Consider the following 24,222-nt stretch of genomic DNA (forward strand, 5'->3'; position numbering starts at 1 on the left):
TGAGAGTCGGTCGCCTCCGGTGTCCACGCGCGCGTGCCGGCGCCAATGCTGTTGCCCAGGACCTGGGGGACCAACCGACTGACGACTAAGGAGCGTTGATCGTGGCGGCATTGGCACGGTGGTGCTATCGGCACCGGCTGGTGGTCCTGTTGCTGTGGGTGGGGACAGTGTTCGGTGTCGGCTTCGCGGGTTCCGCCGCGGGCACGGACTACGCGAACACCTTCTCGCTCCCGAACACGGACTCCACGCGCGCGTACGACCTGATGGAAAAGGCCTTCCCGCAGAGCGCGGGCGACACCGACACGGTGGTGTGGAAGGTCGACGAGGGGTCGGTGCGGGACGAGTCCGTACGATCCCGGATCGAACCCGCGCTCAAGGAGATCGGGGCGATGAAGGGGGTCGGCGAGGTCACCAGCCCCTACACGGGGGCGGGCGGCGCCGCGCAGATCAGTGAGAACGGGCGGATCGCGTACGCCCAGGTCACCTTTGTCGAGCAGGCCAACGCCGTGCCCAAGGAACTCGTCGAGGACGTCGTGGACACCGCGCAGGCGGCCGAACGCGACGGACTCCAGGTCGAGCTGGGCGGCCAGGCCATCACCCGCACCCAGGAGCCGCCGACCGGCATCGCCGAGATGGTCGGCATCGTCGCCGCCGCGATCGTGCTGTTCCTGGCCTTCGGCTCGCTCTTCGCGATGCTGCTGCCCCTCGTGGTGGCGATCGCCGCCCTCGGCACCGGCCTGATGGCGACCTCGCTGCTCAGCCATGTCACCGACGTGCCCGAAGTCGCCCCGCTGCTCGGCTCGTTGATCGGCCTCGGCGTCGGCATCGACTACGCCCTGTTCATCGTCACCCGGCACCGGCGGGGCATCCTGCGCGGCATGAAGCCCGAGGAGTCGGCGGTCACCGCCCTCAACACCTCGGGTCGCGCGGTGCTGTTCGCGGGCGGCACGGTGTGCATCGCGCTCGCCGGCATGCTGGTGATGAACATGCGCTTCCTGGACGGCGTGGTCATCGCGACCTCGCTGACCGTGGTGCTGAGCGTGCTGGCCGCGGTCACCCTGCTGCCCGCGCTTCTCGGCCTCCTGGGCATGCGTGTCCTCAGCCGCCGCCAGCGCCGCAAGCTGGCCGCCACGGGACCGGAGCCGGAGCACACCAGCGGACTGGCGGCGCGCTGGTCGGCGTACGTCCAAAGGCGCCCGCGCGCGGTCGCCGCCGGAGCCCTCGTGGTCATGGTCGTGCTCGCGCTGCCCGTGCTGTCGATCCGGCTCGGCGCCACCGACCAGGGCAACCACCAGGAGTCGACGACCACCCGGCAGGCCTACGACCTGCTCGCCGAGGGCTTCGGCCCCGGCTTCAACGGCCCGCTCCAGGTGGTCGTCGCCGACGGGGACGCCCAGGGGCTGGTCTCCCGTATCGAGTCCACCGAGGGCGTGGCACAGGTGGCCGCCGTGCCGCCCGCGAACGGTGTCACGCTCATCCAGGTCGTCCCGACGACCTCACCGCAGTCGGAGCAGACGGACCAGCTCATCGACCGGCTGCGTGACGACGTGATCCCCGCCTCCGGCGCCGAGGCCCATGTCGGCGGTGTCACGGCCGTCTTCAAGGACTTCGCGTCGGTGACGGGCGAGCGGCTGCCCTACTTCATCGGGGCGATCATCACGCTGGGCTTCCTGCTGCTGCTCGTCGCCTTCCGCTCGCTGGTGGTCCCGCTGACCGCGGCCCTGATGAACCTGATCGCGGCGGCCGCGTCCTTCGGCGTCCTGGTCGCGATCTTCCAGTGGGGCTGGGGCACGGAACTCCTGGGCATCGGCAAGGAGGGCCCGATCACGGCGTTCCTGCCGGTCATCATGCTCTCCCTGCTCTTCGGCCTCTCGATGGACTACCAGGTCTTCCTGGTGAGCCGGATGCACGAGGAGTGGGTGCACACCAAGGACAACGCGCGCGCGGTCCGGGTGGGCCTGGCGGAGACCAGCCGGGTCATCAACTGCGCGGCCCTGATCATGATCTGTGTGTTCTCCGCGTTCGTCCTCAGCGGCGACATGGAGGGCGCGATGGCGGGCATCGGTCTCGCGGCCGCGGTCGCCCTGGACGCGTTCATCCTGCGTACGGCGCTGGTGCCGGCCGCGATGCACCTGCTCGGCAACTCCAACTGGTGGCTGCCGCAGGGGCTGGAGAAGCGGCTGCCGCATCTGGCGGTGGAGCCGAAGGAGGACCCGGTCGAGCCTGCCGACGAGGCCGCGGACGGGCCCGCCTCGGCCGTCCACGGGTTCGTCCGGGACACCGACGGCGAACCGGTCGCGGGCGCGGCGGTGACGCTGCTGACCAAGGGCGGCCGCCAGCTGGACCGGGTGGTGTCCCTGGCGGACGGTTCGTACATCGTCTCGGTCCCGGCCCCGGGCACGTATCTGCTGGCGGCCTCTGCGTCCTCGTACGCCTCGCGCGCGCGGCACGTGGACGTCGGCGACGGTCCGCTGGTGTACGACGTGGAGCTGGCCGAGGGTGAGCTGGACGCGGTGAACTGAGGAGTTCCTACGGCTTCTTGCCGGGGTCCGGCAGCATCTTCGTCATCCCCGGCAGGAAGTCCGTGAACAGCTCGTGCACCTCGCGTACGAGCGGCCGCAGCACCCGGAACCGGGCGAGCGCGACACCGCGCGCGGTGAGCCGGGCCCCGCGCTCGGCGAGCCGGTAGCTCCGCTCGCGCCCCTCGGTCCGGTCGAAGATCCAATAGAGCACGAGCCCCATCTGGGACAGCCACATCAGCTCGGGCAACACGTCCCGCAGATCCTCCGGCACCTTGGTCTTCGCACCGGCCAGCACCTCGCGGTGGACGCTGATGGCCGCCACGCGCGCGTGCTCCGCCTCGGGCGAGAAGGGGCTGAGCGGACTGTCCGGGTCGGCGGCGTTCTTGAAGAACTGCACCGCGAACTCGTGGTACGGCGTGGCGATGTCCAGCCACGCCCGCAGCACGCCCGCGAGCCGCGCCTCCAGGTCGGTCTCCTGCTCCAAAACCTCCCGGACCGCCACCTGGTGCTCGGCGGCGATCCGGTCGTAGAAGCCCTGGATCAGGTGCTCCTTGCCCTCGAAGTAGTAGTACGCGTTCCCGACGGAGACGCCGGCCTCCTTGGCGATGGCCCGCATCGTCGTCTTGTCGTAGCCGTGCTCCCGGAACAGCCGCATGGCCGTCTCCAGGATCAGGGCTCGGGTCTGCTCGGACTTGCTGGGCGTACCGCCCTCTTCGTTCTTCGCGGGCACAGAACGAGAGCCTAACGGGCCGCTCTAGGGGCGACGCCCCAGCTCCGGACGCTTGCTGTAGTCCGTGAACCCGAGGACGTTGCCCCAGGGGTCGGCGATCTCGACGGTCCAGCCGGTCGCCCCGGAGAAGGGTTCGTCGAGCAGCGCGATGCCCACGTCCCGCACCTCACGCGCCGCCACGCGCGCGTCCGGCACCTCCAGCCACACACGCGGGGAGGGCCAGGCCGGCGGACGGTACCCGAAGCCCTCCTCCTGCCTGAGCAGGATCCCCGGTGTCTCGCCCCCGACCTTCAGCAGCGCGATCCCGGCCTCGTCGAGCCGGAACGCCACCGTGAACCCGGCGCGCTCGTAGAAGCCGACGGCCTCGACGAGGTCGCCGACGGGCAGCAGGACGTTGTCGAAACCGAGCAGCTCGTACGACTGTTCATCTGACATGCCATCAGATTAGGTGCGGGAGCAGTGGTTGCCGGACGCCCTGACGACGGGGTCACTCATTGGGCCGAGAAGGGGGCCCGTCCGTCGGTACGCTGAGCCGTCGTCGGTGCCGCGAGGCTGAGGTGCCGCGAGGCTGAGGGGGCGGAATGGTTCCGGGAACAGAGACCTTCCTCGACGAGGTGCGGGCCGCCTTCGCGGACGCCGCCCGCAGACTCGGCCTGGACGGGCCCGGCGAGGGCGAGCGGGACCGGCACCTCGCCGTCGCGACCTACACGGGCTCCGGAGTGCGGTACCGGATCGTCCTCGGGCTGTGGGACGGCGACGTCGAGACCCACGCCTGCCGCGAGACCGGCCTGACCGAGTGCAAGGTCGGCATCGGGAAGCTGGCGCTCGCCGCGGGGGTGGCCGACGGCCGCGTCTCGTTCGGCGCCCGCAGCCTCCGGCAGCTGCGCAAGTCCCTGGCCGGGCAAGTCCGTTACGTCGAGCTGGTGCATCCGCTGGTCTCCGGCGAACCGGAGTCCGCCGTCGAGCTGATGCGGGCGGCGGGGGCACGGGAGTGGAGCAGGCCCGCGCTGCGGTGAGGCCGAGCCACGACCGCCGGAACCCGCCCGGCAACTGCGATGTCAGTGGTCGGCCGTACTGTCGGCGACATGGGAATCGTGACGTTCGTCGATGAGACGACAAGCGGGAGCCGTAGCGACGGCTGGGGGCTGGAGATCGCCGAGGAGCGGCTCAGTGTGCGGGAGTTGATCCGGCGCCGGGTCTTCCAGGAGGTCGCCGAGTTCAACGCCGCCACGCCCGAGGTCTTCCAGGGCCTGGTCCAGCCCGAGGACACCGAGCGCGTCCTGAACGGCTACGCCCTGCGCACGCCCCGCCGGATAGACCCCGAGAAGCAGACCGCGCTGGCACTCAGGGCGTTCGCGGGCAACGGCTTCCTGGTGCTGGTCGGCGACCGCCAGGTCACCGAGCTCGACGAGGAGATCGAGCTGGCGCTCGGCACGGAGGTCACGTTCCTGAAGCTCGTAGCGCTGGTGGGGGGATGACGATGGGCCACGTCCAGCGCTTCAAGGACCTGATCCGGCAGCGGTCCGCCGACGGCGAACTGGCGGAGCTCGCCGCCGACATGCTGAAGGCCGCGGTCATCAACGACGGCAACTGGACCGGCCTGTGGAGCGGCGTCCTGGACCGGCTGTGCGAGTTGCCGCCGCAGGATCGGTCGCTGCTGGCCGACGGTCTCGTGACGCAGTACCGCTCGAGTCAGGCCGGGCCGGTCGCCCGGAGCAACGCCGTGACCCTGCTCGGCCTCGTCTCACGCGGCCTCGACTCCGACGAACGCCTCACCGCCGAGCGGCTCGAGAAGCTCGACGAACTCTCCCGGCAGCACTCCTTCTGGTACGGATCGCGCTACGAGGGCCTGGTCGAGGCCGAGCTGGCCGCGGGCCGCCCACTTGCCCCGGCCGTCGTGGCCGTCTTCCGGCGTACGGCCGCGAGCAGCACCTACCGGGACGCGACCCTGACGAACGTGGTGAAGCGACTCACCCACCCCGCGCTCAACGTCGGCGAGGAATGGGCCGAACAGGCGCTGCGGGACGCCGGCGACGACCCCGACCGGCAGGCCCTGCTCGCCCACCTCGCCACCGCCACCAGCGCCCGCCCCACCGAGAAGTGGGACGCGCCGGCCCGCGCGCTCGTCGAGACCCTCGGCGCCGACCACTTCCGCGAGGCGGCCCTGTCCTGGCTCGCCCTCGTCGGCCGCCCCCGCACCTTCCCCCTGACCGGCTGGGACCACGGCCCGGACGTCAACGACGCCTTCGACCCCTACAACGCCGACGCCCTGCGCGGCCTCGCCTGGCTGCTCTCCCTGCTCCCGCCCCACCCCGACACCGCCCGCGCCCTCGGCGCCCTCGTCGAGACCTCGCTCCGGAAGATCCCGGGGATCGGCCCGCGCAACCCCAAGGTCGCCAACGCCGGTGTCACCGCCCTCGCCCGCATCGACAGCGAGGCGGCCCTCGCCGAACTGGCCCGGCTCGGCACCCGTGTCACCTTCAAGGGCACCCTGAAGCTGCTCGACGCCGCCCTCGACGAGCGGGCCGAGGCGAGAGGGCTGAGCCGGGAGGAGATCGAGGAACTGGCCGTCCCCGCCTACGGACTGACAGAGGTGGGCCGCGCCGAGCACCACCTCGGGGACGTCACCTCGCAACTGGAGGTCCAGGGCGCCAAGGCCACGCTGAGCTGGCGCAACGCGGCCGGCAAGGCCGTGAAGAGCGTCCCGGCGTCCGTCCGCCGCGACCACGCCGACGACCTCAAGGAACTCAAGGCGGCCGTCAAGGACATCGACAAGATGCTCTCGGCCCAGAGCGAGCGCCTGGACCGTCAGTTCCTGGCCCGCCGCACCTGGTCCTACCCCGCCTGGCGCGAGCGCTACCTCGACCACCCGCTCGTCGGCACCCTGGCCCGGCGCCTGCTGTGGACCATCGACGGCACCACGGCCGGATACGCCGACGGCGCCCTGCGCACACTCACCGACGACCCGGTGGAGACCGGCACCTCGGTCTCCCTGTGGCACCCGGTGGACCACGAACCCGCCGAGATCGTCGCCTGGCGCGACTGGCTGGAACGCCACGCGGTCACCCAGCCCTTCAAGCAGGCCCACCGTGAGGTGTACCTGCTGACGGACGCGGAGCGGGCGACGGGCACCTACTCCAACCGCTTCGCGGCCCACTTTCTCCGTCAGCACCAGTTCCACTCCCTGGCGGCGATCCGGGGCTGGCGCGACAAGCTCCGCCTGTCCGTCGACGACGAGGCCCCGCCCGCCACCCGCGACCTGCCCCAGTGGGGCCTGCGCGCCGAGTACTGGATCCACGGCGACGGCGGCGAGCACTACGAGGACATCACCGAGTCCGGCAGCTTCCTGCGGCTGCGCACCGACCAGGTCCGCTTCTACCCGATCGACGCCCCGGAGAACTCGGCGCACTGCTGCGGAGGCGAGTACCGCATGTGGCTGCGCGACGGGGCGGAGCCGGTGGAACCCCTCCCGCTGGACTCGATCCCACCCCTCGTCCTCTCCGAAGTCCTGCGCGACGTGGACCTGTTCGTCGGCGTCGCGAGCGTCGGCAACGACCCGACCTGGCAGGACGGCGGCCCCGACGGCCGCTACCAGGAGTACTGGACGTCCTACGGCTTCGGCGAACTGGCCGAGAGCGCGCAGACCCGCCGCGTCCTCCTGGAACGCCTGATCCCGAGACTGGCGATAGCCGACCGCTGCACCCTGGAGGGCCGCTTCCTCCAGGTCAAGGGCGACCGCCACACGTACAAGATCCACCTCGGCTCGGGCAACATCCTCCGCACCCCGAACGACCAGTACGTGTGCATCGTCCCGAGATCCAACGCCGCCACACCGCAGACCGGTTACCTCCCCTACGAGGGCGACCGCATGCTGGCGGTGATCCTGAGCAAGGCGATGCTGCTGGCCAAGGACAGAGAGATCACAGATCCGACGATCCTGAGCCAGCTCTGAGGCCGATGGTCATACTGATGAGGCGCAAGGGAAAATTGGGGGTGTTGAGCCTGCGGGACGTGGGCTCCGACGGGGGGAGGCGGCTTCGTGCGGCGGCTCCTCGCGGTCGGGATCGTGCCGTGCGGATTGTTCCTCACCGCCCTGTGGGGCCTTGTGCGTACGGGGAGTTTCACCGGGCGCGGTGACTGGAGCAGAGTGATCCCGGGGACCGCGGAGACCGTGGTCGGCACGCTGGTGACCCTCCTCGCGGCCGCGGGGGTGCTGGCCCTGTTGCTCCAGCCGTTTCAGGTCCGGGCGGTACGGATGCTGGAGGGGTACTGGGACAGATGGCGGCCGACGGCGGGGTTGGCCGACGTACTGATCGAGATACAGCGGCGACGCTTGGTGGCCTTGGAGGAGCGTGCCACGGGGCCCGTGCGGAACGAGGCCGACCGCCGCATGCGAGCGGACGCCGGACGTCGGCGCACCGCACGTCCGTCCGTGGACGCCCTGCTGCCGACTGCGCTGGGCAACGCGCTGCGCACCGGCGAGCTTTCCGCGGGCGAACGTTACGGCCTCTCGACCCTTGCCTCCTGGCCGCGGATCTATATGCAGGTGTCGGATCGCATGTCCGACACTCTGCGTTCGACCAGGGACGCCTTGGACACCGCCGTCAATCTGTGCTGGAGCTTTCTGGCGGTGACCGTGGTCTCCGCGTCGGCCTTGTATGACGAGCCGAATCGCTGGTGGCTGTGCGGCGGGGCCCTGTTGAGCGCCGGGGTCTCGTACAAAGGGGCCGTGACTGTCGCGCAGGCGTACTCCGGCCTGATGCACGTGGTCTACGACCTGCACCGCTTTGAACTTCTGGAGGCGCTGCGGCATCCGCTGCCGTCCGACGGCGAGTCCGAGCGCGAGGCCTTCGCCGAGGTGACCGCCCGTTTCTCCGGGCGGGTCTCAGGGCGAGTGCGATACGAGCACGGAGAGAGTTGCTCAGGTCCGGACTATGGCGACGAAGGAGCAAACCCCCAGCACATGCACGGTGACGCCGACTGAGGGATCGGGGGCCTCCTTCAGCTCTGGGCCGCTCACGACCACGCGGGTCAACACGGTTCCGGAGTGATAGATCCTCACCCGACGGTCACGCGGCACCGTGATCCGTATGTGCCCGGCGAGCGCGGTCACATGAACGGTGAGCCAGTCATTCTCCGTCGCCCGCGTCAGATCGGCCCGCAGCTCGCCCAGCACGGCTCGTACGGTGACCGTCCTGTGCGGGCCATGGGGTATGACGACCCGACCCGTCGTGAGTATCCGGCTCCAACTCGAACGCGGGCCGGCCTCCGATGTACTGATCAGGAGCATGGCCCCACCGACTGTGAGAAGCCCGGGCAGAGCGAAGTCCGCCAGGGCACCGGCACTGATGCGACGGGACACCGCAAGGCCGACGAGCGCGATGGACACGAGCAGAAACGGGCCGATGAGCGAGCCCGTCGGGAGCGCGGACCGCAACAGATTGACCACGGCCAGGCTCAGCAGCGCCCAGGGCCACCACCGGAAACCGAAGTCCATGGCCGCGCGCGCCCGTTGTACGAGATCTCCGGCGAGAAAGCAGCCGAGGACGACAGCGGCGAGCCCGACGCACGCCCGGGCGCGCGAGGTGCGGACACCCCTGTCGCTCTGCCCCATGCCGCCTCCGTATCGTGCGGGCCATGGAGGCGACCGCGGCGACATGGTAGTCCCGCAGGTCGGGGCAGTCGTCAGCCCGTCAGGAGCCGCCGGGCAGCGCATTGATCACGGCTTGCAGTCGGACGGCCTCATCATACGATTGTGCGTGAACCAGCACCGCAGGGTGGAAAGTGCTCATCGTGCACCTCTCAGTGGTGTGCTGGACCTTGACGTAGTAGCGATCTATGAAGTTCTTAAGCGTCGCCCGATCACGGAGCGCGGTTTCGAATCCTGACGGGTTGGCTCCAGACGGGCTGTCGAACAGGGCGCCGCACTCGAAGCATTTGTAAGCGGGAAGACCTACGCCGGGAAGTACCGTGTCGTACATCATCAACTCTCCAGTCTCTCCGAGGCTTTGAAGATGAGGTAGTAGATCCAGACCGCCTCACCGATGGTGGCTGCCAGCACCATGCCGCAGGCGACCCATCGCGCCACTTCTCCGCAGTCGCGCGGGGCGAGTGCACAGGCCACACCCAGTCCAAGCAGCAATAATCCGATGTTGTAGCAGTGGACGGAACGCCGTGCGATCTCCCGGTACTTGTGGTCTGCGGGGAGGTGTTCCTTCTGAACGTGACGCGCCAGCTCGGTGTTGTGTACGTCGGCTGCCCAAGCGGGCATGGTCTTCAGTTCTTGGGTCAGTTCCGCCGCGCTGAACAGGTACTGGCGTGCGTGATAGTTCATTTGAATAGCGGCGATGAGAGAAAGCGAACTACCCACAAGCAGGAGCAGGGTCAGGCCCGCAACAAGAAACTTGTCGGCGGCGCCGGCCACTACGCCGGCGAGAGACAGTGAAGCCGCGGTGAAGAGCGGTGCCGCTATGAAGAAGACGTCCTTGGTCGCAGTGTCGTATCCGCGTTTGACGGGCTTCGTCTTGCTCAGGACGATCTCACCGTCGGGTCTGTCTGTCACGCGGCCCCCCAGTCGGCAGTGCCAGGCATACGGCAGTGTGACCGCCGGAGGCGTCGTGCGGCAGGAGTGCAAACCGGCCAAAAACACCAGAGGGCCCTGTTCCCGAAGTGACGGAAACAGGGCCCTGAGGAGAGGCTGGGAAGATCAGAACCGGCGCGTGATCAGCGCCTTCTTCACCTCGGCGATCGCCTTCGTGACCTCGATGCCGCGCGGGCAGGCGTCCGTGCAGTTGAAGGTCGTGCGGCAGCGCCACACGCCGTCACGGTCGTTGAGGATCTCCAGTCGCTGCTCCCCGGCCTCGTCGCGCGAGTCGAAGATGAAGCGGTGGGCGTTGACGATGGCGGCCGGACCGAAGTACTGGCCGTCGTTCCAGAAGACCGGGCACGAGGACGTGCAGGCCGCGCAGAGGATGCACTTCGTCGTGTCGTCGAAGCGCTCGCGGTCCTCGGCCGTCTGGAGACGCTCGCGCGTCGGCTCGTTCGTGTCCTTCGTGATGAGGAAGGGCATGACGTCCCGGTACGCCTGGAAGAACGGCTCCATGTCGACGACCAGGTCCTTCAGGACCGTCAGGCCCTTGATGGGCTCGACCGTGATCGGCTTCTCGGGGTTGATGTCCTTGATGAGGGTCTTGCAGGCAAGGCGGTTCTTGCCGTTGATCCTCATCGCGTCCGAGCCGCAGATGCCGTGGGCGCAGGAGCGGCGGAACGTCAGCGTGCCGTCGACGTCCCACTTGATCTTGTGGAGGCCGTCGAGGACGCGCTCCTTGGGGTCGATCTCCAGCTGGAAGTCTTCCCAGGTGGCCTCCGCCGAGACCTCCGGGTTGAAGCGGCGGACCCGGAAGGTGACCGTGATGTAGGGAGAGGCCGCAGACTCCGCCTCGACCTTGTCCAGAACAGGGGTAGCCATCAGTACTTACGCTCCATCGGCTGGTAGCGGGTCTGGACGACCGGCTTGTAGTCGAGCCGGATCGACTCGGCGCCGTCGTCGCCCACCTCGCGGTACGCCATGGTGTGGCGCATGAAGTTGACGTCGTCGCGGTTGGGGTAGTCCTCGCGGTAGTGGCCGCCGCGGGACTCCTTGCGGGCCAGCGCCGAGACCGCCATGACCTCGGCGAGGTCGAGCAGGTTGCCGAGCTCGATGGCCTCCAGGAGGTCCGTGTTGAAGCGACGGCCCTTGTCCTGGATCGACACGTTCTTGTAGCGCTCGCGCAGCTCCGCGATCTTCTCGACCGCCGTCTTGATCGTCTGCTCGGTGCGGAACACCATGACGTTGGCGTCCATGGTCTCCTGCAGCTCCTTGCGGAGTGTCGCCACCCGCTCGGTGCCGGTGGAGGAGCGCAGCCGCTCGACCTGCTCGACCACGAACTCCGCCGGGGCCTCCGGCAGCTCGACGAAGTCGGCCTTCTGGCTGTACTCCGCCGCCGCGATACCGGCCCGACGGCCGAACACGTTGATGTCCAGGAGGGAGTTCGTGCCCAGACGGTTCGCGCCGTGGACGGAGACACACGCGACCTCGCCGGCCGCGTACAGGCCCGGGACGACCGTCGTGTTGTCGCTCAGGACCTCACCCTCGACGTTCGTCGGGATGCCGCCCATCGCGTAGTGCGCGGTGGGCTGGATCGGGATCGGGTCCGTGTACGGCTCGATACCGAGGTAGGTCCGCGCGAACTCGGTGATGTCCGGGAGCTTCGCGTCCAGCTGCTCCGGCGGGAGGTGGGTGAGGTCGAGGTAGACGTGGTCGCCCTCGGGACCGCAACCGCGGCCCTCACGGATCTCCGTGTAGATGGAGCGGGACACGACGTCACGGGACGCAAGGTCCTTCATGACCGGCGCGTACTTCTCCATGAAGCGCTCGCCGTCCTTGTTGCGGAGGATGCCGCCCTCACCGCGGGCGCCCTCCGTCAGCAGGATGCCCATGCGCCAGATGCCGGTCGGGTGGAACTGGAAGAACTCCATGTCCTCCAGCGGCAGGCCCCGGCGGTAGCAGGCGGCCTGGCCGTCACCGGTCAGGGTGTGCGCGTTGGAGGTCACCTTGAAGAACTTGCCGGTGCCGCCGGAGGCGTAGATCACGGCCTTCGCCTGGAAGACGTGGATCTCACCGGTGGCGAGCTCGTACGCCACGACACCGGCCGACTTCTTGACGCCGTCGACCTCGGTGATCAGCTGGTCCAGGACGTAGAACTCGTTGAAGAACTCCACGCCCTCCTTGACGCAGTTCTGGTACAGCGTCTGGAGGATCATGTGGCCGGTGCGGTCCGCGGCGTAGCAGGACCGGCGGACCGGGGCCTCGCCGTGGTTGCGGGAGTGACCGCCGAAGCGGCGCTGGTCGATCGTCCCGTCGGGCGTCCGGTTGAACGGCAGGCCCATCTTCTCCAGGTCGAGGACGGCGTCGATGGCCTCCTTCGCCAGGATCTCGGCGGCGTCCTGGTCGACCAGGTAGTCACCGCCCTTGACCGTGTCGAAGGTGTGCCACTCCCAGTTGTCCTCCTCCACGTTGGCGAGCGCGGCGGCCATGCCGCCCTGCGCGGCGCCCGTGTGGGAGCGAGTGGGGTAGAGCTTCGTGAGCACGGCGGTACGGCTGCGCTTCGTCGACTCGATCGCGGCGCGCATGCCGGCGCCGCCCGCGCCGACGATGACGGTGTCGTACTTGTGGATCTTCATCAGGAATTCCTCAGCCCCGTGCCTAGCGGATGTTCGGGTCGAAGGTGAAGATCACCAGCGTGCCCAGCAGGATGGTGAACACCGTGGCGGTGTAGAGCAGGCCCTTCAGCCAGAGCCGGGTGTTCGCGCGCTCCGCGTAGTCGTTGATGACCGTGCGCAGGCCGTTGGCGCCGTGCAGCATCGCCAGCCACAGCATCAGCAGGTCCCAGACCTGCCAGAACGGGCTCGCCCAGCGGCCCGCCACGAAGGCGAAACCGATCTTCGACACACCGCCGTCGAGCACCAGCTGGATCAGCAGGTGGCCGAGGACCAGGACGACCAGCACGATGCCGGACAGGCGCATGAACAGCCAGGCGGCCATCTCGAAGTTGCCGCGGGTGGACCGCGGGGTCTTCTTGGTGCGCTTGCGCGGGGCCTCGATGAGGGGGGCCGGGTTGTCGACGTCGTAGAGGGACGCGCCCTCGACGGGGCCGATACCCGAGACGTCAGCGGTCTTCTCAGTGGTTGACATGTGCGTCAGCTCCCGAACAGTTCACGAGCGGCGTGACCGAGGACGGGGTAGATCGCCCCGATCATCAGCACGACCCACAGGCCGACGACCGTCCAGAGCATCTGCTTCTGGTACCGCGGGCCCTTCGACCAGAAGTCGACGGCGATGACGCGCAGGCCGTTGAGCGCGTGGAAGAGGACGGCGGCGACGAGGCCGTACTCCAGACACGCGACGAGCGGGGTCTTGTAGGAGGCTACGACCCTGTCGTAGTCCTCGGGGGAGACACGGACGAGAGCGGTGTCCAGCACGTGAACGAACAGGAAGAAGAAGATGAGGACGCCGGTGACTCGATGAGCCACCCAGGACCACATTCCTTCCCGGCCGCGGTACAGCGTTCCAGCCGGCACGGAAGTCCCTCCGGGAGCGGGGATTGGGGCCGCCGGCTTGTGCTGTCGGTCTGGCCCGGCCGGGTACGGTCCTCCGGCCCCCAGCATCGTAGCGACGTGTTGTCGGGATGCTTACAGCGGCCCAACCGATGTGATCAAAGTTGCACGGACGGACTACTGGGGCGCCAGGTCGCGTCGCCTCAGGGCATCCACCAGACGTCCCTTCGCCAGACGCCGCAATTCGTCGGCCGCCAGCACCCGCTCCTCCTCCGGATCGTTTGTCAATCGTGACCGGATTCCCGCCAGTACGTGGTCCAGTGCCTCGTGGGGCGGCAGTCCGTCGAGGCAGATGACGAAAGCGTGCCCGAACTTGGCCTCGTATGCGGCGTGTGCGGCGTCCAGTGCCATATGGGCCGCCTCGTACGTTCCGTCCGGAAGGCTCGGCAGGGTCTCGCCCGCCAGCGCCTCGGACAGATCCGCCGGCGTCAGGTCGTACGCCGCCTCGTCGGACGCGGCCAGCAGAGAGTCCAGGTCGGGGTACGGGCGGTGCTCCGCCACCCGGCGGGACCAGCGGAGGCTGCGGAGACAGGTGAGGAGCAGGTGGTGGGCCTCTTCCGGGGACGCGGTGTTGAACGCGTCCAGCAGGTTGGGCGACGGTGGGGTGCGAGTCTGCTCGGGCAGCGCCGGTATGGCGACTCGGCCGGGAAGGTGTGTGGGCGTCACGTGTGTTTCGGCAGGGGAAGCTGTGTGAGGTGTTGCGTCACGTTATCGATAGTGGGTGAGACGTGTCCGACGGATGCCCGAATTTCACTCGAACGGCAGAGTTTCGGAACGCCTGGTGGACCCGTTCGGCCACTCTTCATGCCTAGGTTGGCGGGGTGAGCCAGCACAGGCGCCGGCGGTCGGCGCAGAACGTACGTCAGCTTCGGACGCGGGTGGTCGTCGTCGCGGCGGTGGCCGCGACCGTCGGCGCCGGGGTGGGACTCGGGCTGTGGGCCTCGGGGGACGGGAACGACAGCGGGCCGACGGGATCGGCCCAGCGGCCCTCCGGCACCGCGGCGGAGTCCTCGACCGGCACGGCGCCGCGCACCCCGAGTCCGAGTCCGTCGCCCACCCGCTCCTACCCCCTGTCGCGGGCCCCGAGCACGATCCCCGCCGTCCGGTCGCACAAGCCGGAGCGCGGGCCGGGCTGGCGGCCGCGGAGCGGACAGCGGGTCGTGGTGAACGACGCGGAACTGGCCGAGGAGGGGCGGCTGGTCGCGGGCGAGCTGGGACTGACGTACGCCGGTGAGAAGAAGGACGTCAAGGACGGCGACCTGCGGCTGGCGCTCGACGACGGTGCGGGGGACGGCCCGGAGTCGTACACCATGACCGTGCGCGCCGGCCGGGTGGACATCACCGGGCCCGCCGACTCGGGGGTCTTCTACGGGACCCGCACCCTCAAGCAGGAGGTGCACGGCGGGGGTACGGCGCCGGAGGGCGTCGTGCGGGACGAGCCGGCCAAGGCGGTGCGCGGGTTCTTCCTGGACATCGCGCGCAAGCCCTTCACCGCGGGCTGGATCGAGGACCGGGTGCGCGAACTCGGCGACCTGAAGTTCAACCAGCTCCAACTGCACTTCTCCGACGACCAGGGATTTCGGATCGAGTCCGACTCGCATCCCGAGATCGTGTCCGCGCAGCACCTCACCAAGGCCCAGGTGAGGACGATCCTCAAGCTCGCCGCCGAGCGGCACATCACCGTCGTACCCGAGATCGACTCTCCCGGGCATCTGGGTGCCGTGCTCGCCGCGCACCCCGAACTGCAGTTGCGCACCGCCTCCGGTGTCGCCACCACCGGGGCGATCGACATCTCCGAGGCCGGGTCCGCCCGGATCATCGACGACCTGCTGAACGAGTACGCCGGCCTCTTCCCCCGCGGCCCCTGGCACCTCGGCGGCGACGAGTACCGGGCCCTGACGGTGCGCGACCCGGCGGCCTCGTACCCCCAGCTGGCGGCCGCCGCGCGGGAGAAGCTGGGGTCCGGCGCGACCGTCGCCGACCTCACCACCGACTGGCTCAACGACCGCGCCGCCACCGTCCGCGCCCACGGCAGGACCCCGCTCGCCTGGAACGACGGCTTCTTCCGGGGCACGTCCGTACAGCCCGACAAGGACATCCGGGTCGCCTACTGGACCGGCAAGGAGATCGGGGCGCGGCAGCCCGTGGAGTATCTGAGCGCGGGGCGCCAACTGGTCAACTACAACGACCTGTTCCTCTACTACGTCCTCGGCGAGCCCAACCAGTTCTTCTATCCGACGGGACAGCGGATCTACGAGCAGTGGACCCCGCGTGTGGTGCGGGGCACACAGGCGGTCGCCGCGAAGTACGACGACCAGATCCCGGGCGGCTACTTCGCGGTCTGGGGCGACTTCCCGAACGCGCAGACCCAGGACCGGATCGCGGCCGGCATCCGGATGCCGCTGCGGGCCCTGGTCCAGAAGCTGTGGGACGCGGACCGGCCCCCGCTGTCCTGGACCGAGTTCAAGGCGCTGGCGGACCGGCTGGGCTGAGAAATCGGAGTGGACGTACGGCGCTGGTGAACCGTATGTTCCGGTTGCCGCGCGTGAGGTTCTGGGGAGGACCGGGCGCGGCGTTCCGTTGTTCGGTAATTCGGGGGGCGACTCACCATGATCGAAAATCCGCATGCCCGCATCGATGCCGCGCCGGCCGCCTGGCTGCGGTCGCCGGTCGGGCTCGGGTGGGCCGCGGTCGCCGGGCTCGGCGTCGTCATCGCCACCGATGTGTTCGCGGTCTGGGCCGACATCGTCATGCGCGACGTGACGGGCGACCTCGCCGCCGGCGCGTTGTTCGACGGGCGCGCCGAGCGCGCGGACCGGCTCTACTCCCTCGCCGGTACCGTCCAGACGGTCGCGCTGCTCACGACCGCCGTGGTGTTCCTGTGCTGGTTCCACCGGGTGCGGGTCAACGCCGAGGTGTTCAGCCCCTACGGGCACACCAAGAAGCGGGGCTGGGCGATCGGCGGCTGGTTCGTGCCGATCGTCAACCTCTGGTACCCGCGCCGGATCACGCTGGACATCTGGGAGGCCAGCAGCCCCTGGGGGGCGCCCCGGCCGCACGGCCTGGTCAGCACCTGGTGGACGTTCTGGATCATCTCGCTGCTCTCCGGCCGGTCCGCGGCCACCGCGTACCGCCGGGCCGAGAGTGCCGAGGAGATCCAGGACGCGGTGGGGCAGATGCTGTTCTCGGACGCCGTCGACATCGTGGCCGCCGCTCTCGCCATCGCCGTCGTGCTGCGGCTGACACGGATGCAGCACGAGAAGGCGCTCCGGGGCCCCGCCCCGCTGCCCGCCTGAGGCACCGGATACCCCGGATTGCCCGATACGGCTGCGAACTGCCGTACGACTGTGGTGTATTCGGGCCCGAGCCGCAGCCGAGATGCCGGGGGGAACCGGAAATGGGCTATTGGGGGTACTTCGTCGTGGGCCGCAGTGCGCGGCCGCTCGGGGAGCTGGACGCGCTCGCGGGGGCCGAGGGGCTGAGCCTGCGTACCGAGGCGGCCGGGGGATGGCAGGTGTGGGAGTACCCGAGCGGGGAGGGCGACGTCGGGTCCATGAACTCCCTGGCCCGGGAGACCGGGGCGCCCGCGCTGTTCGGGTACGTCATGGACAGCGACTGTGTGGTCGTCGAGGCGGCCGGGCCGGAGAGCGGGGCGTGGACGACGTGTCTGGCGCGGGCCGCGATGGCCGCGTACGTCGGCGCCGACAAGGAGGGCCTCACGCTGGAGGACTACTTCCTGGAGCCGCGGGACGCCGCCGAACGGGCCGCCGCCTGGGCCGAGGAGGCGGGACACGTGGTGACGGCCGACGGCTTGCTGGAGGTACTGACCGCGGAACCCGACCCGTTGGCCGAAAACCTGTTCTTCAGACTGCTCGACCGGCTCGCCGTGGTGCCCCTGTGACACTCCGGCGCCGTCGCACGCAGTAAGGGGAAGTGCGGGCTCCGTTAGGGAAGACCGCAGGCGAAGGGGTGCCGTCCGGATCAGGTCGGAGATGAGGAGCGGTAGGTCCTGGCCTACCCGAGCGGGGCCTGGTGCGTGCAGCTGCAAGGCGGAGGAGGGCGTCGACGCGGAGCGTCGGCAACCGACGACAACGCCGCAGATGTGCGCACCAGGCCCCGCGACACCGACATGATCCGGGCGGGATCCCTGAGGGAGGCGTGGATGAGTCTGGTGGAGCTGATCGCTCAGGCCGACGAGCGCGGACTGGCCGCCAGCGGGTTGGCTTGTTTGGACCGGTGCGTGCCGCTGCTGGGCGGTGACGACGAGCTGCTGCGGCCGCTGTGGGCGAGCCTCGCCGACACCGGCGACTGGGGCGCGGGCCTGGCGATCGCGCGCGGCAAGCTCGGCGGTGAGGGCCCCGACGAGGACGAGGCCACCGTCCTGACCCGCCGGATGCTCGAGGCCGCCCCCGCCGCGCCGGACGCCGCCGAGGTACGGATGTGGGCCGACGCCTGTTCCGTCGCCTCGCTCCAGATCCACCGGATCCTCGACCCCGCCGAGGACGAGGACTCCCTCGACGCCCGCCGCGAGGGCCGCACGGACGGCATGCCGCCCCTCGCCGCCGCCGAACTGCGCCGTCAGATCACGGTCCTGGAGGTCCTCGCCGGCCACGGCCCCGCCGGACTGCGCCGGGCCCTGGAGGTGTCCGTGGAGGGCCGGCGCGTGCTGCGTGCGGTGGTGTCGCGGCGGGCCCGGGGACGGAGCTGAAGCCGCCGGGCCGAGTGCGCGCCGGGTCTCAGATCACCAGCCACTTGACCACCGCGTCCCCGTACCGGGCCGTCTGGCCGTAGAACGCGGTGAGGTCGCGGTGTGCCGCCGCGAAGGCGCCGTGGAGTTCCGGCTCCGCGTGTCTGCCGCCGTACGGCTTGAGGAGGTCGTCGCGGGCGTTGTGCCACAGGTCCTCGAAGTCGGACGTGGCGAGATAGTCGGCGACCCGGTGCGCCTGAGCCGCGGTCAGGAGCAGGAACGGCGGCAGCTTCGGGTCCCGATGGGGCATCTGCCGGCCCCCGAGGACCACCTGGGTGTGCGGGCCCTCGCCGGTCAGGGCGTCGGCGTACAGGTGCTCGTGGTCCAGGTAGCCGCCGTTCAGAACCTCCTCCCGATGACGGCCGATCCGCTCCCGTACGGCGTCCCAGTCGTCCTCGAAGAGCTTCTCCAGCCAGGCCGGGCTGTTGCGCAGAGCGGCGGGCGGAATGGCGCGGAAGTGGAAGTACATGCTCATCAGTGACAGGAGCGCACGGGGGCCGCGAACCGTCACTCCCGGGCAAAACGCGCACTTGAGAGGGTCCTGTGACCCTCGTGGGGCGGAGCTGGGTCAGTTCTGCGCCGGTCTCGGGGGAAGTGCCGAAAGCGGGTGACGATCGGCCCTCCCCAAGCGCTCTTGGGGACGTGACGACTCAGTACGGAACGAGGCCCACGGCGGCGACGAAGCCGGTGCGATGGGCGGCGGACGCGGTGGCGACCATGCGCGAGGGCGCCCGGGTACGGCTCGACTACTCGGCGCAGAGCCTGTGGCGCGTCGACCGGATGATCGACGACCTGCGGCGCGAGGACACCCCGTACGACGCCGTCGAGGCGGTGCTGCGCGGCTTCGGGGCGTACGCCGGTGAGGTGATCGTCCGTCAGGCAGGCGCCGAGTGGTGGGCGAGCGGGGGCGACCACTGGATCCGTACGCCCGACGGGCGGCTGTGGGATCCGATCGACGAGGCGCGGCGGGGCTTCGCCGGGCACGGGTCGCTGCGGCTGCTGTGCCGGGACGCGACGGGAGGCGGGGCGCGGAGCTGAGACGGCCGGGGCCCCGTGCAGTGGGCGGGGCCCCGGCCGTCGCTGTCCGGGCTCGCGTTACGGCGTGAGCGTCTGCCCCAGCCGGGCGTCCGTCGGCGTCGCCAGCGTGGTCTTGCTGTAGATCACCGCGTCCGCGTACCCGAGGCCGGTGCTGTTGCTCGGCAGGTGCAGGAGGATGCCGTCGCCGCCGTCCTCGTTGTCGGCGCCGAAGGTGAGGTCGGCGCGGCCGTAGCCGGACAGGTCGGCCAGGGCGACCGAGGAGCCGAAGCGGTCGTCGGTCTCGGTGGAGCCCGGGACGCCCGAGGTGTCCTGCGAGACGGCGACCGAGCCGGCGCCGGTCAGGCCCGTGGAGGTGCCCTTGACCAGGATGGCGTTGCCCGCGTTGGTGCGGTTGACCCCGTCGCGGACCAGGTCCTCGCCGGGGGCGCCCGCGAGGACGTCCGCGTAGCCGTCGGCGTTGTGGTCGCCGACCGAGACCGAGCTGCCGAACGCGTCGCCGGACTCGTTGCCGCCGGGGACGGACGCCGTGTCCTGGTGGATGGTCGTCATGCCGGTCGTCGTGAAGCCCGTCGAGGTGCCCGGCACCATGGTGATCTGGCCGCCGGACTTGCCGCCCGACTCGGAGGCGATCGGCTGGCCGATGACGATGTCGTCGTAGCCGTTGCCGTTGACGTCACCGGCGGCGATGGACCGGCCGCCCCTGACGGAGATCACGCCGGCCTTGGTGAGGCCGGTCGAGGAGCCCGCGAAGCGGACCACGCGGCCGATGCCGCCGGTGTCGCGGTAGTTGAGGGCGACGTCCGCGTAGCCGTCCCGGTTGAAGTCGCCGGTCGCGGCGTCCAGGTAGGCGACCGCGCCGGTGGCGGAGGTCAGGGTGCCGTACTGGTACTTGCCGGTGCCCAGTCGCACGTTCCAGTTGCCGCCCTTGCCGGCGCCCGCCGAGAAGACGTCGGCCTTGCCGTCACCGTTGAAGTCGCCGACGGTGACCGTCGAACCGAGCTTGGCGCCCGCCGCCGTCACCCCCGAAGTGGTGTACGAGAAGCCGGTGTCGAGGGCCGGCCCGTACATCACCGTGACGTTGCCCCGGTCGGCGTTGCCGCTGGTGTCGTCCTCGCCCGGGGAGCCGATCGCGAGGTCGGCGAAGCCGTCGCCGTTCACGTCGCCCCAGGCGGTGGCGGCGCCGAAGGAGTCACCGGACTCGGAGGAACCGGGAACTCCGGCGCTGTTCTGGGTGAGTGTCACCTTGGCCGCGGTGTCGGGCCCGTCGACGCTGCCCGGCACGACCTTCACCGCGTTGGCCTTCGGCACGCCCGCGACCAGGTCGGTCACGCCGTCCCGGTTGTAGTCGCTGGTGGCGAGGGCGTGCGAGACGCCCGGTGTCTTGGCGAGCGAGGCGATCTGCGGCAGCTTGGCGTAGAGGTTGGCGCCGGGGCAGGCGGTGGCGTTGGTGTCGCGGTGCCCGAAGACGCGCGGGAGCGTGATCGAGGCGCCCTTGGCGACCTTGTTGCCGTCGACGCCCGCGTCGCTGCCGGAGACCAGGGTGACCTTGCCGGTCGGGTCGATGCCGTACATGCCGAACTTCCAGGCGACGATCCGCGCGATCGAGTCCAGCGCGGCCTTGCTCGGCTTGGCCGACTCGTAGTTGCCGATGTACGAGATGCCGACCGTGTTGGTGTTGAACCCGATGTCGTGCGCGCCGATCACCGGCAGGTCCATGCCGCCGCTGCGGCCCTCGAAGATCTGGCCGCACTTGTCGACGACGAAGTTGTAGCCGATGTCGTAGTAGCCGCGCGCGAAGTGCTCCTGCTGGATGGAGCGCATCCGGGCCCGGGACTCCGCGCAGGACAGGGTGTTGTCGCTGTCCATGCCGGTGTGGTGGATGACGGCGGCCTTGATCTCGGCGCCGTAGCCGGGGGTGCCGTCGTAGTCCGTGGACGCGCCCCACTCCGCCTGCGTGATGATCGGCGGCTTGACGACCGTGGAGGGACGCGGTGCCGGGACGGTGGAGGTGGGGGAGGGGGAGGCGGACGGCGACTGCGTGGGTGAGGCCGATGCCGTGGGCGATGCCGACTCGGTGGGCGATGCGGAGGCCGTCGGTGACACCGACTCCGTGGGTGACGCCGGCGCCGAAGGCGTCCCCGTCTCCGCCACGAACGCGGCCGGCTCCGGTCCGCCCCCGCTGCCGTCGCCGCCCTCCGGACCCGTCCCCGGGTCCAGCAGCTTGACGTCCATCCCGGCCGGCTGTCCGCCCGCCGCGGTGCCGTCCGCGTTGACGACCCGCACCTCGACGCCGTCGGCCGCGCCGGTCCACAGCGACTCCGTACCGCCCCGCAGCGCGGCCCGCTCGCCCTCGGCCCCGTCGGCCTGGCTCGGGTCGTCCTGGAGCTTCTGCCAGCCGGACCACTTGCCGCTCTCGGCGTCCCGGGTACGCACCTCGGCCGTGCCCGGGGACTTCGCCTCGGGGTTGTCCCAGGTGACGAGGACCGCGCTGAACGGGTCGGTGTCCCGTCGGCCGAGGCCCTTGCGGCCCGAGCCCTCGCTCTGGAGCTTCAGCGTGTGGATGGCCGCCTCGCGGCTGCCCGCCCTGCCGTCGGACTGCGTGCTCGGATCGGCCATGGCGTACGTGACGATGCCCGCACCGCTCAGCACGACGGCACCGGCGGTCAGCCAGGCCCGTCTCCTGAGACTCAGCGGTCTGTACGCACGGCTGTTGCGAGGACTCAACTACCCCACCCCTGGAAAAGGAACTCGGTCGCATCAGCTGCCACTCGGGCAGCACTTACTGACAGCGCGCAGCTCTGGCCAAACATCACGCGCTGAGTGACCGCGACGTACGAGAAAAGAAAAGGTTGCCCGGCGTCTGTGAGGTGTCTGTGTGGGAATGGCCACGCTCGTGGCGCGTGATGTTCCCGGGGCGGCATCCGCTGGGACAGCGGGGAGAGCAAGCCGGACGAAGGGGTGGGGGCCATGGGGAAGCAGGCCGGGCGCGTGCCGTGCGCGAGCGGGATGCGGGCGGAGGCGGCGGAGTTCGTCGCCGGGATCACCGCACGGGGCAGGCTGCCCCTGGACTACTCCGTGGCCAGCCTGCGGGTCGTCGACTTCCTGGTCGACGGCCTGCGCAAGGGCGGCACCGACCTGGACCGGGTACGCGGACCGCTGCGCGCGCTGGGTGCCTACGTCGGCGAGGTGCTGGTGCGCCGGGCGGGCGCGGTGTGGGTCGACCTGGACGAGACGCAGCGCGCGTACTTCGGCCAGCCGGTCGGCGTCCGGATGCCCGACGGCCGGGTCTGGAACCCGCTCGGCAAGGTCCTCAACCGCTTCGAGGCGGGCGGCCCCGAGGAGTCCCTCCAGACCTTCTACCTCACCCTGCACGGCCGGGCCCGGCGCAGGAGCGCGGTCTGACCAGGCCGTGGGCGTGGTGGTCCGGGGAAGCCCGCCACGCCCACGGCCGTCCCACGCGGCTCGCCGGACGCAGTGACACATCCGGGGCGTCCGGCGCTGTTGACCGTGGGGGAGAACCCGCAAGGGCGGTCGCGCCGAACGGCATCGAACCGCCACGAAACGGTACGGACGAGGACAGTTCTTGGGTCGAGGAGGGGAACCCCGCCGCGTGCAGGCGTACGACGGGGAGCTTGGCGCGGCCGTCGCGCGGGCCCAGGAAGGCGACGAGGTCGCGTTCGCGGTCGCGTACCGGATCGTGCAGCCCGGTCTGCTCGGCTACCTTCGCGGCATCGTCGGCGACGACGCCGAGGACGTGGCCTCCGACGCCTGGCTGGAGATCTCCCGCGACCTCGGCCGGTTCAAGGGCGACGGCGCCGGCTTCCGCGGCTGGAGCGCGACCATCGCCCGGCACCGGGCACTGGACCACCTGCGCCGGCAGAAGGTGCGGCCGCGGTCGGCGGCGCTCGAACAGGACATGTTCGACCTGCCGGGCCCGCAGAGCACCCACGACCAGGCGCTGGAGTCCATCTCCACCGAGTACGCGCTCGAGCTGGTCCGGGGGCTGCCCCGGGACCAGGCGGAGGCCGTGCTGCTGCGGGTGGTCGTCGGCCTCGACGGCCCCGGCGCCGCCCGCGTCCTCGGCAAGCGGCCCGGCGCGGTGCGCACCGCCGCGTACCGGGGCCTGAAGCGTCTCGCGCAGCAGCTCGGCGTCGAGAGAGTGACGGATGACGATCCCCGCACGCTGGGGGAGTCGAAGTGAACGAGGACGGCGGCGACAGGCCGGACAAGGACAGGGACAGGGACGGAACGGGCATGGGTGAAGGGCGGAGCGGCGGCGGGATCCCCGGCCGTCGGCATGTGCACCCCGGCGGCACCGCGCCCGGTTCCCCGGACCCGGACGGGCTGGAGGCGCTGCTCGCCGCCGCCGTCCGCGAGGATGTCGCCCTGCGCGAGGACCGGGCCGGCGGCGAGCGTGAGCGGCAGGCCGTCGCCGCCTTCCGGGCCGCTCGCGACGCCGGGGCGCACCGGGCCCGCACCCGCCGCCGGGACGACTGGCGGCCCCGGGAGCAGCGCCGGCTGTCCCGCTCGCTGAAGACCACGCTCTCCGTGCTCGTGGCGAGCCTCACCGTCGGCGGGGTCGCGTTCGCCGCGATCGGCACGGGCGGACCGTCCTCCGAGGCCGAGCGGAAGGACCCGCCCCGGGCGCAGACGTCCGCCCCGGTACGGCAGCCGAGCACCACCCCCGCCACACAGAGCCCCTCCGCCCGGCCCGACCGCCCGGTCACCGCCCAGGACACCGAGGCCCACTGCCGCGCCTACGAGAAGGTGCGGGGCCGCGGCAACGCGCTGAACTCCACGGCCTGGCAGCGGCTCGTGGACGCGGCGGGCGGCGAGGGGAACGTCGCGCGGTACTGCGCCGACCGGCTGGCACAGGACGAGAAGGCGGACCAGCCCGGCAAGAGCGAGAAGAACGACGACAAAGCGGCCGGCAAGAAGAAGCCGTAGCCCGGCGGGCCCCGCTGCCAAGGCAACGGCCGGGGCCGCCACCCCCCACAGGAGAGGCCCCGGCCGTCGCGCGGCACGGGCCG

Annotated in this window: 25 protein-coding genes; 13 read left to right on the forward strand and 12 right to left on the reverse strand. The window is 70.5% G+C overall.

Features of this window, described 5'->3' with window-relative positions:
* Positions 1-110 precede the first annotated feature (110 nt).
* Positions 111-2,522 (forward strand): MMPL family transporter, encoded by a 2,412-nt coding sequence (locus tag ABKA17_RS01240; protein WP_353690740.1) that lies wholly within the window; start codon positions 111-113, stop codon positions 2,520-2,522.
* A 7-nt stretch (positions 2,523-2,529) separates the two neighbouring features.
* Here the strand turns inward: ABKA17_RS01240 and ABKA17_RS01245 are convergent, their stop codons facing one another.
* Together ABKA17_RS01245 and ABKA17_RS01250 are read right to left on the reverse strand one after the other, a co-directional pair.
* Positions 2,530-3,252 (reverse strand): TetR/AcrR family transcriptional regulator, encoded by a 723-nt coding sequence (locus ABKA17_RS01245; protein WP_353689902.1) that lies wholly within the window; start codon positions 3,250-3,252, stop codon positions 2,530-2,532.
* 24 nt (positions 3,253-3,276) lie between these two features.
* Entirely contained in the window at positions 3,277-3,687 is a 411-nt protein-coding gene (locus ABKA17_RS01250) for a VOC family protein (RefSeq protein WP_353689903.1), read from the reverse strand.
* Between the two features lie 146 nt (positions 3,688-3,833).
* On the opposite strand from ABKA17_RS01250, the gene ABKA17_RS01255 reads away from it, so the two are divergent.
* From ABKA17_RS01255 to ABKA17_RS01270, 4 genes are all read left to right on the forward strand, one after another.
* The gene (locus ABKA17_RS01255; RefSeq protein WP_353689904.1) at positions 3,834-4,268 is read left to right on the forward strand and encodes a hypothetical protein; all 435 of its coding nucleotides are present in this window, start codon (positions 3,834-3,836) and stop codon (positions 4,266-4,268) included.
* A 69-nt stretch (positions 4,269-4,337) separates the two neighbouring features.
* Positions 4,338-4,730 (forward strand): hypothetical protein, encoded by a 393-nt coding sequence (locus ABKA17_RS01260; protein ID WP_353689905.1) that lies wholly within the window; start codon positions 4,338-4,340, stop codon positions 4,728-4,730.
* Entirely contained in the window at positions 4,727-7,204 is a 2,478-nt protein-coding gene (locus ABKA17_RS01265) for a DUF4132 domain-containing protein (protein WP_353689906.1), read from the forward strand. The genes ABKA17_RS01260 and ABKA17_RS01265 overlap by 4 nt, the downstream gene beginning before the upstream one ends.
* 219 nt (positions 7,205-7,423) lie before the next feature.
* A complete protein-coding gene (locus ABKA17_RS01270; RefSeq protein ID WP_353689907.1) occupies positions 7,424-8,236 on the forward strand; it encodes a hypothetical protein in 813 nt (270 codons plus the stop codon).
* Here the strand turns inward: ABKA17_RS01270 and ABKA17_RS01275 are convergent.
* The 8 genes from ABKA17_RS01275 to ABKA17_RS01310 form a co-directional block, all read right to left on the reverse strand.
* Entirely contained in the window at positions 8,174-8,866 is a 693-nt protein-coding gene (locus ABKA17_RS01275) for a hypothetical protein (protein ID WP_353689908.1), read from the reverse strand. The genes ABKA17_RS01270 and ABKA17_RS01275 overlap by 63 nt on opposite strands.
* 79 nt (positions 8,867-8,945) lie before the next feature.
* Positions 8,946-9,236, reverse strand: coding sequence for a hypothetical protein (locus ABKA17_RS01280; protein WP_353689909.1), 291 nt, complete (start codon positions 9,234-9,236; stop codon positions 8,946-8,948).
* Positions 9,236-9,814 (reverse strand): hypothetical protein, encoded by a 579-nt coding sequence (locus tag ABKA17_RS01285; protein ID WP_353689910.1) that lies wholly within the window; start codon positions 9,812-9,814, stop codon positions 9,236-9,238. Before ABKA17_RS01285 ends, ABKA17_RS01280 begins: the two co-directional genes overlap by 1 nt.
* Positions 9,815-9,958: 144 nt before the next feature.
* The gene (locus ABKA17_RS01290) at positions 9,959-10,720 is read right to left on the reverse strand and encodes a succinate dehydrogenase iron-sulfur subunit (protein WP_353689911.1); all 762 of its coding nucleotides are present in this window, start codon (positions 10,718-10,720) and stop codon (positions 9,959-9,961) included.
* The gene (gene sdhA / locus ABKA17_RS01295) at positions 10,720-12,474 is read right to left on the reverse strand and encodes a succinate dehydrogenase flavoprotein subunit (RefSeq protein WP_353689912.1); all 1,755 of its coding nucleotides are present in this window, start codon (positions 12,472-12,474) and stop codon (positions 10,720-10,722) included. The genes ABKA17_RS01290 and sdhA overlap by 1 nt, the downstream gene beginning before the upstream one ends.
* A gap of 22 nt (positions 12,475-12,496) precedes the next feature.
* Positions 12,497-12,985: a succinate dehydrogenase hydrophobic membrane anchor subunit gene (locus tag ABKA17_RS01300; RefSeq protein ID WP_353689913.1), complete on the reverse strand. Its 489-nt coding sequence runs from the start codon at positions 12,983-12,985 to the stop codon at positions 12,497-12,499.
* Between the two features lie 5 nt (positions 12,986-12,990).
* Complete coding sequence (sdhC, locus tag ABKA17_RS01305; protein WP_353689914.1) at positions 12,991-13,371, reverse strand: succinate dehydrogenase, cytochrome b556 subunit; 381 nt, start codon at positions 13,369-13,371, stop codon at positions 12,991-12,993.
* 153 nt (positions 13,372-13,524) lie between these two features.
* Complete coding sequence (locus ABKA17_RS01310; protein WP_353689915.1) at positions 13,525-14,073, reverse strand: 2-oxo-4-hydroxy-4-carboxy-5-ureidoimidazoline decarboxylase; 549 nt, start codon at positions 14,071-14,073, stop codon at positions 13,525-13,527.
* Between the two features lie 155 nt (positions 14,074-14,228).
* Here ABKA17_RS01310 and ABKA17_RS01315 point away from each other — a divergent pair, with 155 nt between their 5' ends.
* The 4 genes from ABKA17_RS01315 to ABKA17_RS01330 all read left to right on the forward strand — a co-directional run bounded on the left by ABKA17_RS01315 (position 14,229) and on the right by ABKA17_RS01330 (position 18,115).
* Positions 14,229-15,899, forward strand: a complete 1,671-nt coding sequence (locus ABKA17_RS01315) for a beta-N-acetylhexosaminidase (RefSeq protein ID WP_353689916.1) — start codon at positions 14,229-14,231, stop codon at positions 15,897-15,899.
* 117 nt (positions 15,900-16,016) lie between these two features.
* The gene (locus tag ABKA17_RS01320; protein WP_353689917.1) at positions 16,017-16,703 is read left to right on the forward strand and encodes a DUF4328 domain-containing protein; all 687 of its coding nucleotides are present in this window, start codon (positions 16,017-16,019) and stop codon (positions 16,701-16,703) included.
* A 101-nt stretch (positions 16,704-16,804) separates the two neighbouring features.
* Positions 16,805-17,308 carry a hypothetical protein gene (locus ABKA17_RS01325; RefSeq protein WP_353689918.1) on the forward strand — a complete coding sequence of 168 codons (504 nt, stop codon included), beginning with the start codon at positions 16,805-16,807 and terminating at the stop codon, positions 17,306-17,308.
* A gap of 261 nt (positions 17,309-17,569) precedes the next feature.
* Positions 17,570-18,115, forward strand: coding sequence for a hypothetical protein (locus tag ABKA17_RS01330; RefSeq protein WP_353689919.1), 546 nt, complete (start codon positions 17,570-17,572; stop codon positions 18,113-18,115).
* A 28-nt stretch (positions 18,116-18,143) separates the two neighbouring features.
* Here ABKA17_RS01330 and ABKA17_RS01335 read toward each other — a convergent pair whose 3' ends face one another.
* A complete protein-coding gene (locus tag ABKA17_RS01335) occupies positions 18,144-18,629 on the reverse strand; it encodes a DUF1877 family protein (protein ID WP_353689920.1) in 486 nt (161 codons plus the stop codon).
* Between the two features lie 167 nt (positions 18,630-18,796).
* Between ABKA17_RS01335 and ABKA17_RS01340 the strand changes: the two genes are divergently transcribed.
* Positions 18,797-19,192 carry a hypothetical protein gene (locus ABKA17_RS01340; protein ID WP_353689921.1) on the forward strand — a complete coding sequence of 132 codons (396 nt, stop codon included), beginning with the start codon at positions 18,797-18,799 and terminating at the stop codon, positions 19,190-19,192.
* Between the two features lie 57 nt (positions 19,193-19,249).
* Here the strand turns inward: ABKA17_RS01340 and ABKA17_RS01345 are convergent, their stop codons facing one another.
* A complete protein-coding gene (locus tag ABKA17_RS01345) occupies positions 19,250-21,808 on the reverse strand; it encodes an FG-GAP-like repeat-containing protein (protein WP_502994139.1) in 2,559 nt (852 codons plus the stop codon).
* Between the two features lie 351 nt (positions 21,809-22,159).
* Here ABKA17_RS01345 and ABKA17_RS01350 point away from each other — a divergent pair, with 351 nt between their 5' ends.
* From ABKA17_RS01350 to ABKA17_RS01360, 3 genes are all read left to right on the forward strand, one after another.
* On the forward strand, positions 22,160-22,594 hold the full coding sequence (locus tag ABKA17_RS01350; RefSeq protein WP_353689923.1) for a hypothetical protein: 435 nt from the start codon (positions 22,160-22,162) through the stop codon (positions 22,592-22,594).
* A gap of 181 nt (positions 22,595-22,775) precedes the next feature.
* Positions 22,776-23,393, forward strand: a complete 618-nt coding sequence (locus ABKA17_RS01355; protein ID WP_353689924.1) for an RNA polymerase sigma factor — start codon at positions 22,776-22,778, stop codon at positions 23,391-23,393.
* 53 nt (positions 23,394-23,446) lie between these two features.
* Positions 23,447-24,139 carry a hypothetical protein gene (locus ABKA17_RS01360; RefSeq protein WP_353689925.1) on the forward strand — a complete coding sequence of 231 codons (693 nt, stop codon included), beginning with the start codon at positions 23,447-23,449 and terminating at the stop codon, positions 24,137-24,139.
* Positions 24,140-24,222 lie beyond the last annotated feature (83 nt).

Origin of the sequence: Streptomyces sp. RG80, assembly GCF_040446465.1 — a bacterium.
Lineage (GTDB): Bacteria > Actinomycetota > Actinomycetes > Streptomycetales > Streptomycetaceae > Streptomyces.

Bases quoted from the DNA above. Each gene is read 5' to 3' on its own strand.
- ABKA17_RS01250 (WP_353689903.1), bottom strand. From the start codon at position 3,687: ATGTCAGATGAACAGTCGTACGAGCTGCTCGGTTTCGACAACGTCCTG.
- ABKA17_RS01255 (WP_353689904.1), top strand. From the start codon at position 3,834: ATGGTTCCGGGAACAGAGACCTTCCTCGACGAGGTGCGGGCCGCCTTC.
- ABKA17_RS01260 (WP_353689905.1), top strand. From the start codon at position 4,338: ATGGGAATCGTGACGTTCGTCGATGAGACGACAAGCGGGAGCCGTAGC.
- ABKA17_RS01265 (WP_353689906.1), top strand. From the start codon at position 4,727: ATGACGATGGGCCACGTCCAGCGCTTCAAGGACCTGATCCGGCAGCGG.
- ABKA17_RS01275 (WP_353689908.1), bottom strand. From the start codon at position 8,866: ATGGGGCAGAGCGACAGGGGTGTCCGCACCTCGCGCGCCCGGGCGTGC.
- ABKA17_RS01280 (WP_353689909.1), bottom strand. From the start codon at position 9,236: ATGATGTACGACACGGTACTTCCCGGCGTAGGTCTTCCCGCTTACAAA.
- ABKA17_RS01290 (WP_353689911.1), bottom strand. From the start codon at position 10,720: ATGGCTACCCCTGTTCTGGACAAGGTCGAGGCGGAGTCTGCGGCCTCT.
- sdhA (WP_353689912.1), bottom strand. From the start codon at position 12,474: ATGAAGATCCACAAGTACGACACCGTCATCGTCGGCGCGGGCGGCGCC.
- ABKA17_RS01300 (WP_353689913.1), bottom strand. From the start codon at position 12,985: ATGTCAACCACTGAGAAGACCGCTGACGTCTCGGGTATCGGCCCCGTC.
- ABKA17_RS01320 (WP_353689917.1), top strand. From the start codon at position 16,017: ATGATCGAAAATCCGCATGCCCGCATCGATGCCGCGCCGGCCGCCTGG.
- ABKA17_RS01325 (WP_353689918.1), top strand. From the start codon at position 16,805: ATGGGCTATTGGGGGTACTTCGTCGTGGGCCGCAGTGCGCGGCCGCTC.
- ABKA17_RS01330 (WP_353689919.1), top strand. From the start codon at position 17,570: ATGAGTCTGGTGGAGCTGATCGCTCAGGCCGACGAGCGCGGACTGGCC.
- ABKA17_RS01335 (WP_353689920.1), bottom strand. From the start codon at position 18,629: ATGAGCATGTACTTCCACTTCCGCGCCATTCCGCCCGCCGCTCTGCGC.
- ABKA17_RS01345 (WP_502994139.1), bottom strand. From the start codon at position 21,808: ATGGCCGATCCGAGCACGCAGTCCGACGGCAGGGCGGGCAGCCGCGAG.
- ABKA17_RS01350 (WP_353689923.1), top strand. From the start codon at position 22,160: ATGGGGAAGCAGGCCGGGCGCGTGCCGTGCGCGAGCGGGATGCGGGCG.
- ABKA17_RS01360 (WP_353689925.1), top strand. From the start codon at position 23,447: ATGGGTGAAGGGCGGAGCGGCGGCGGGATCCCCGGCCGTCGGCATGTG.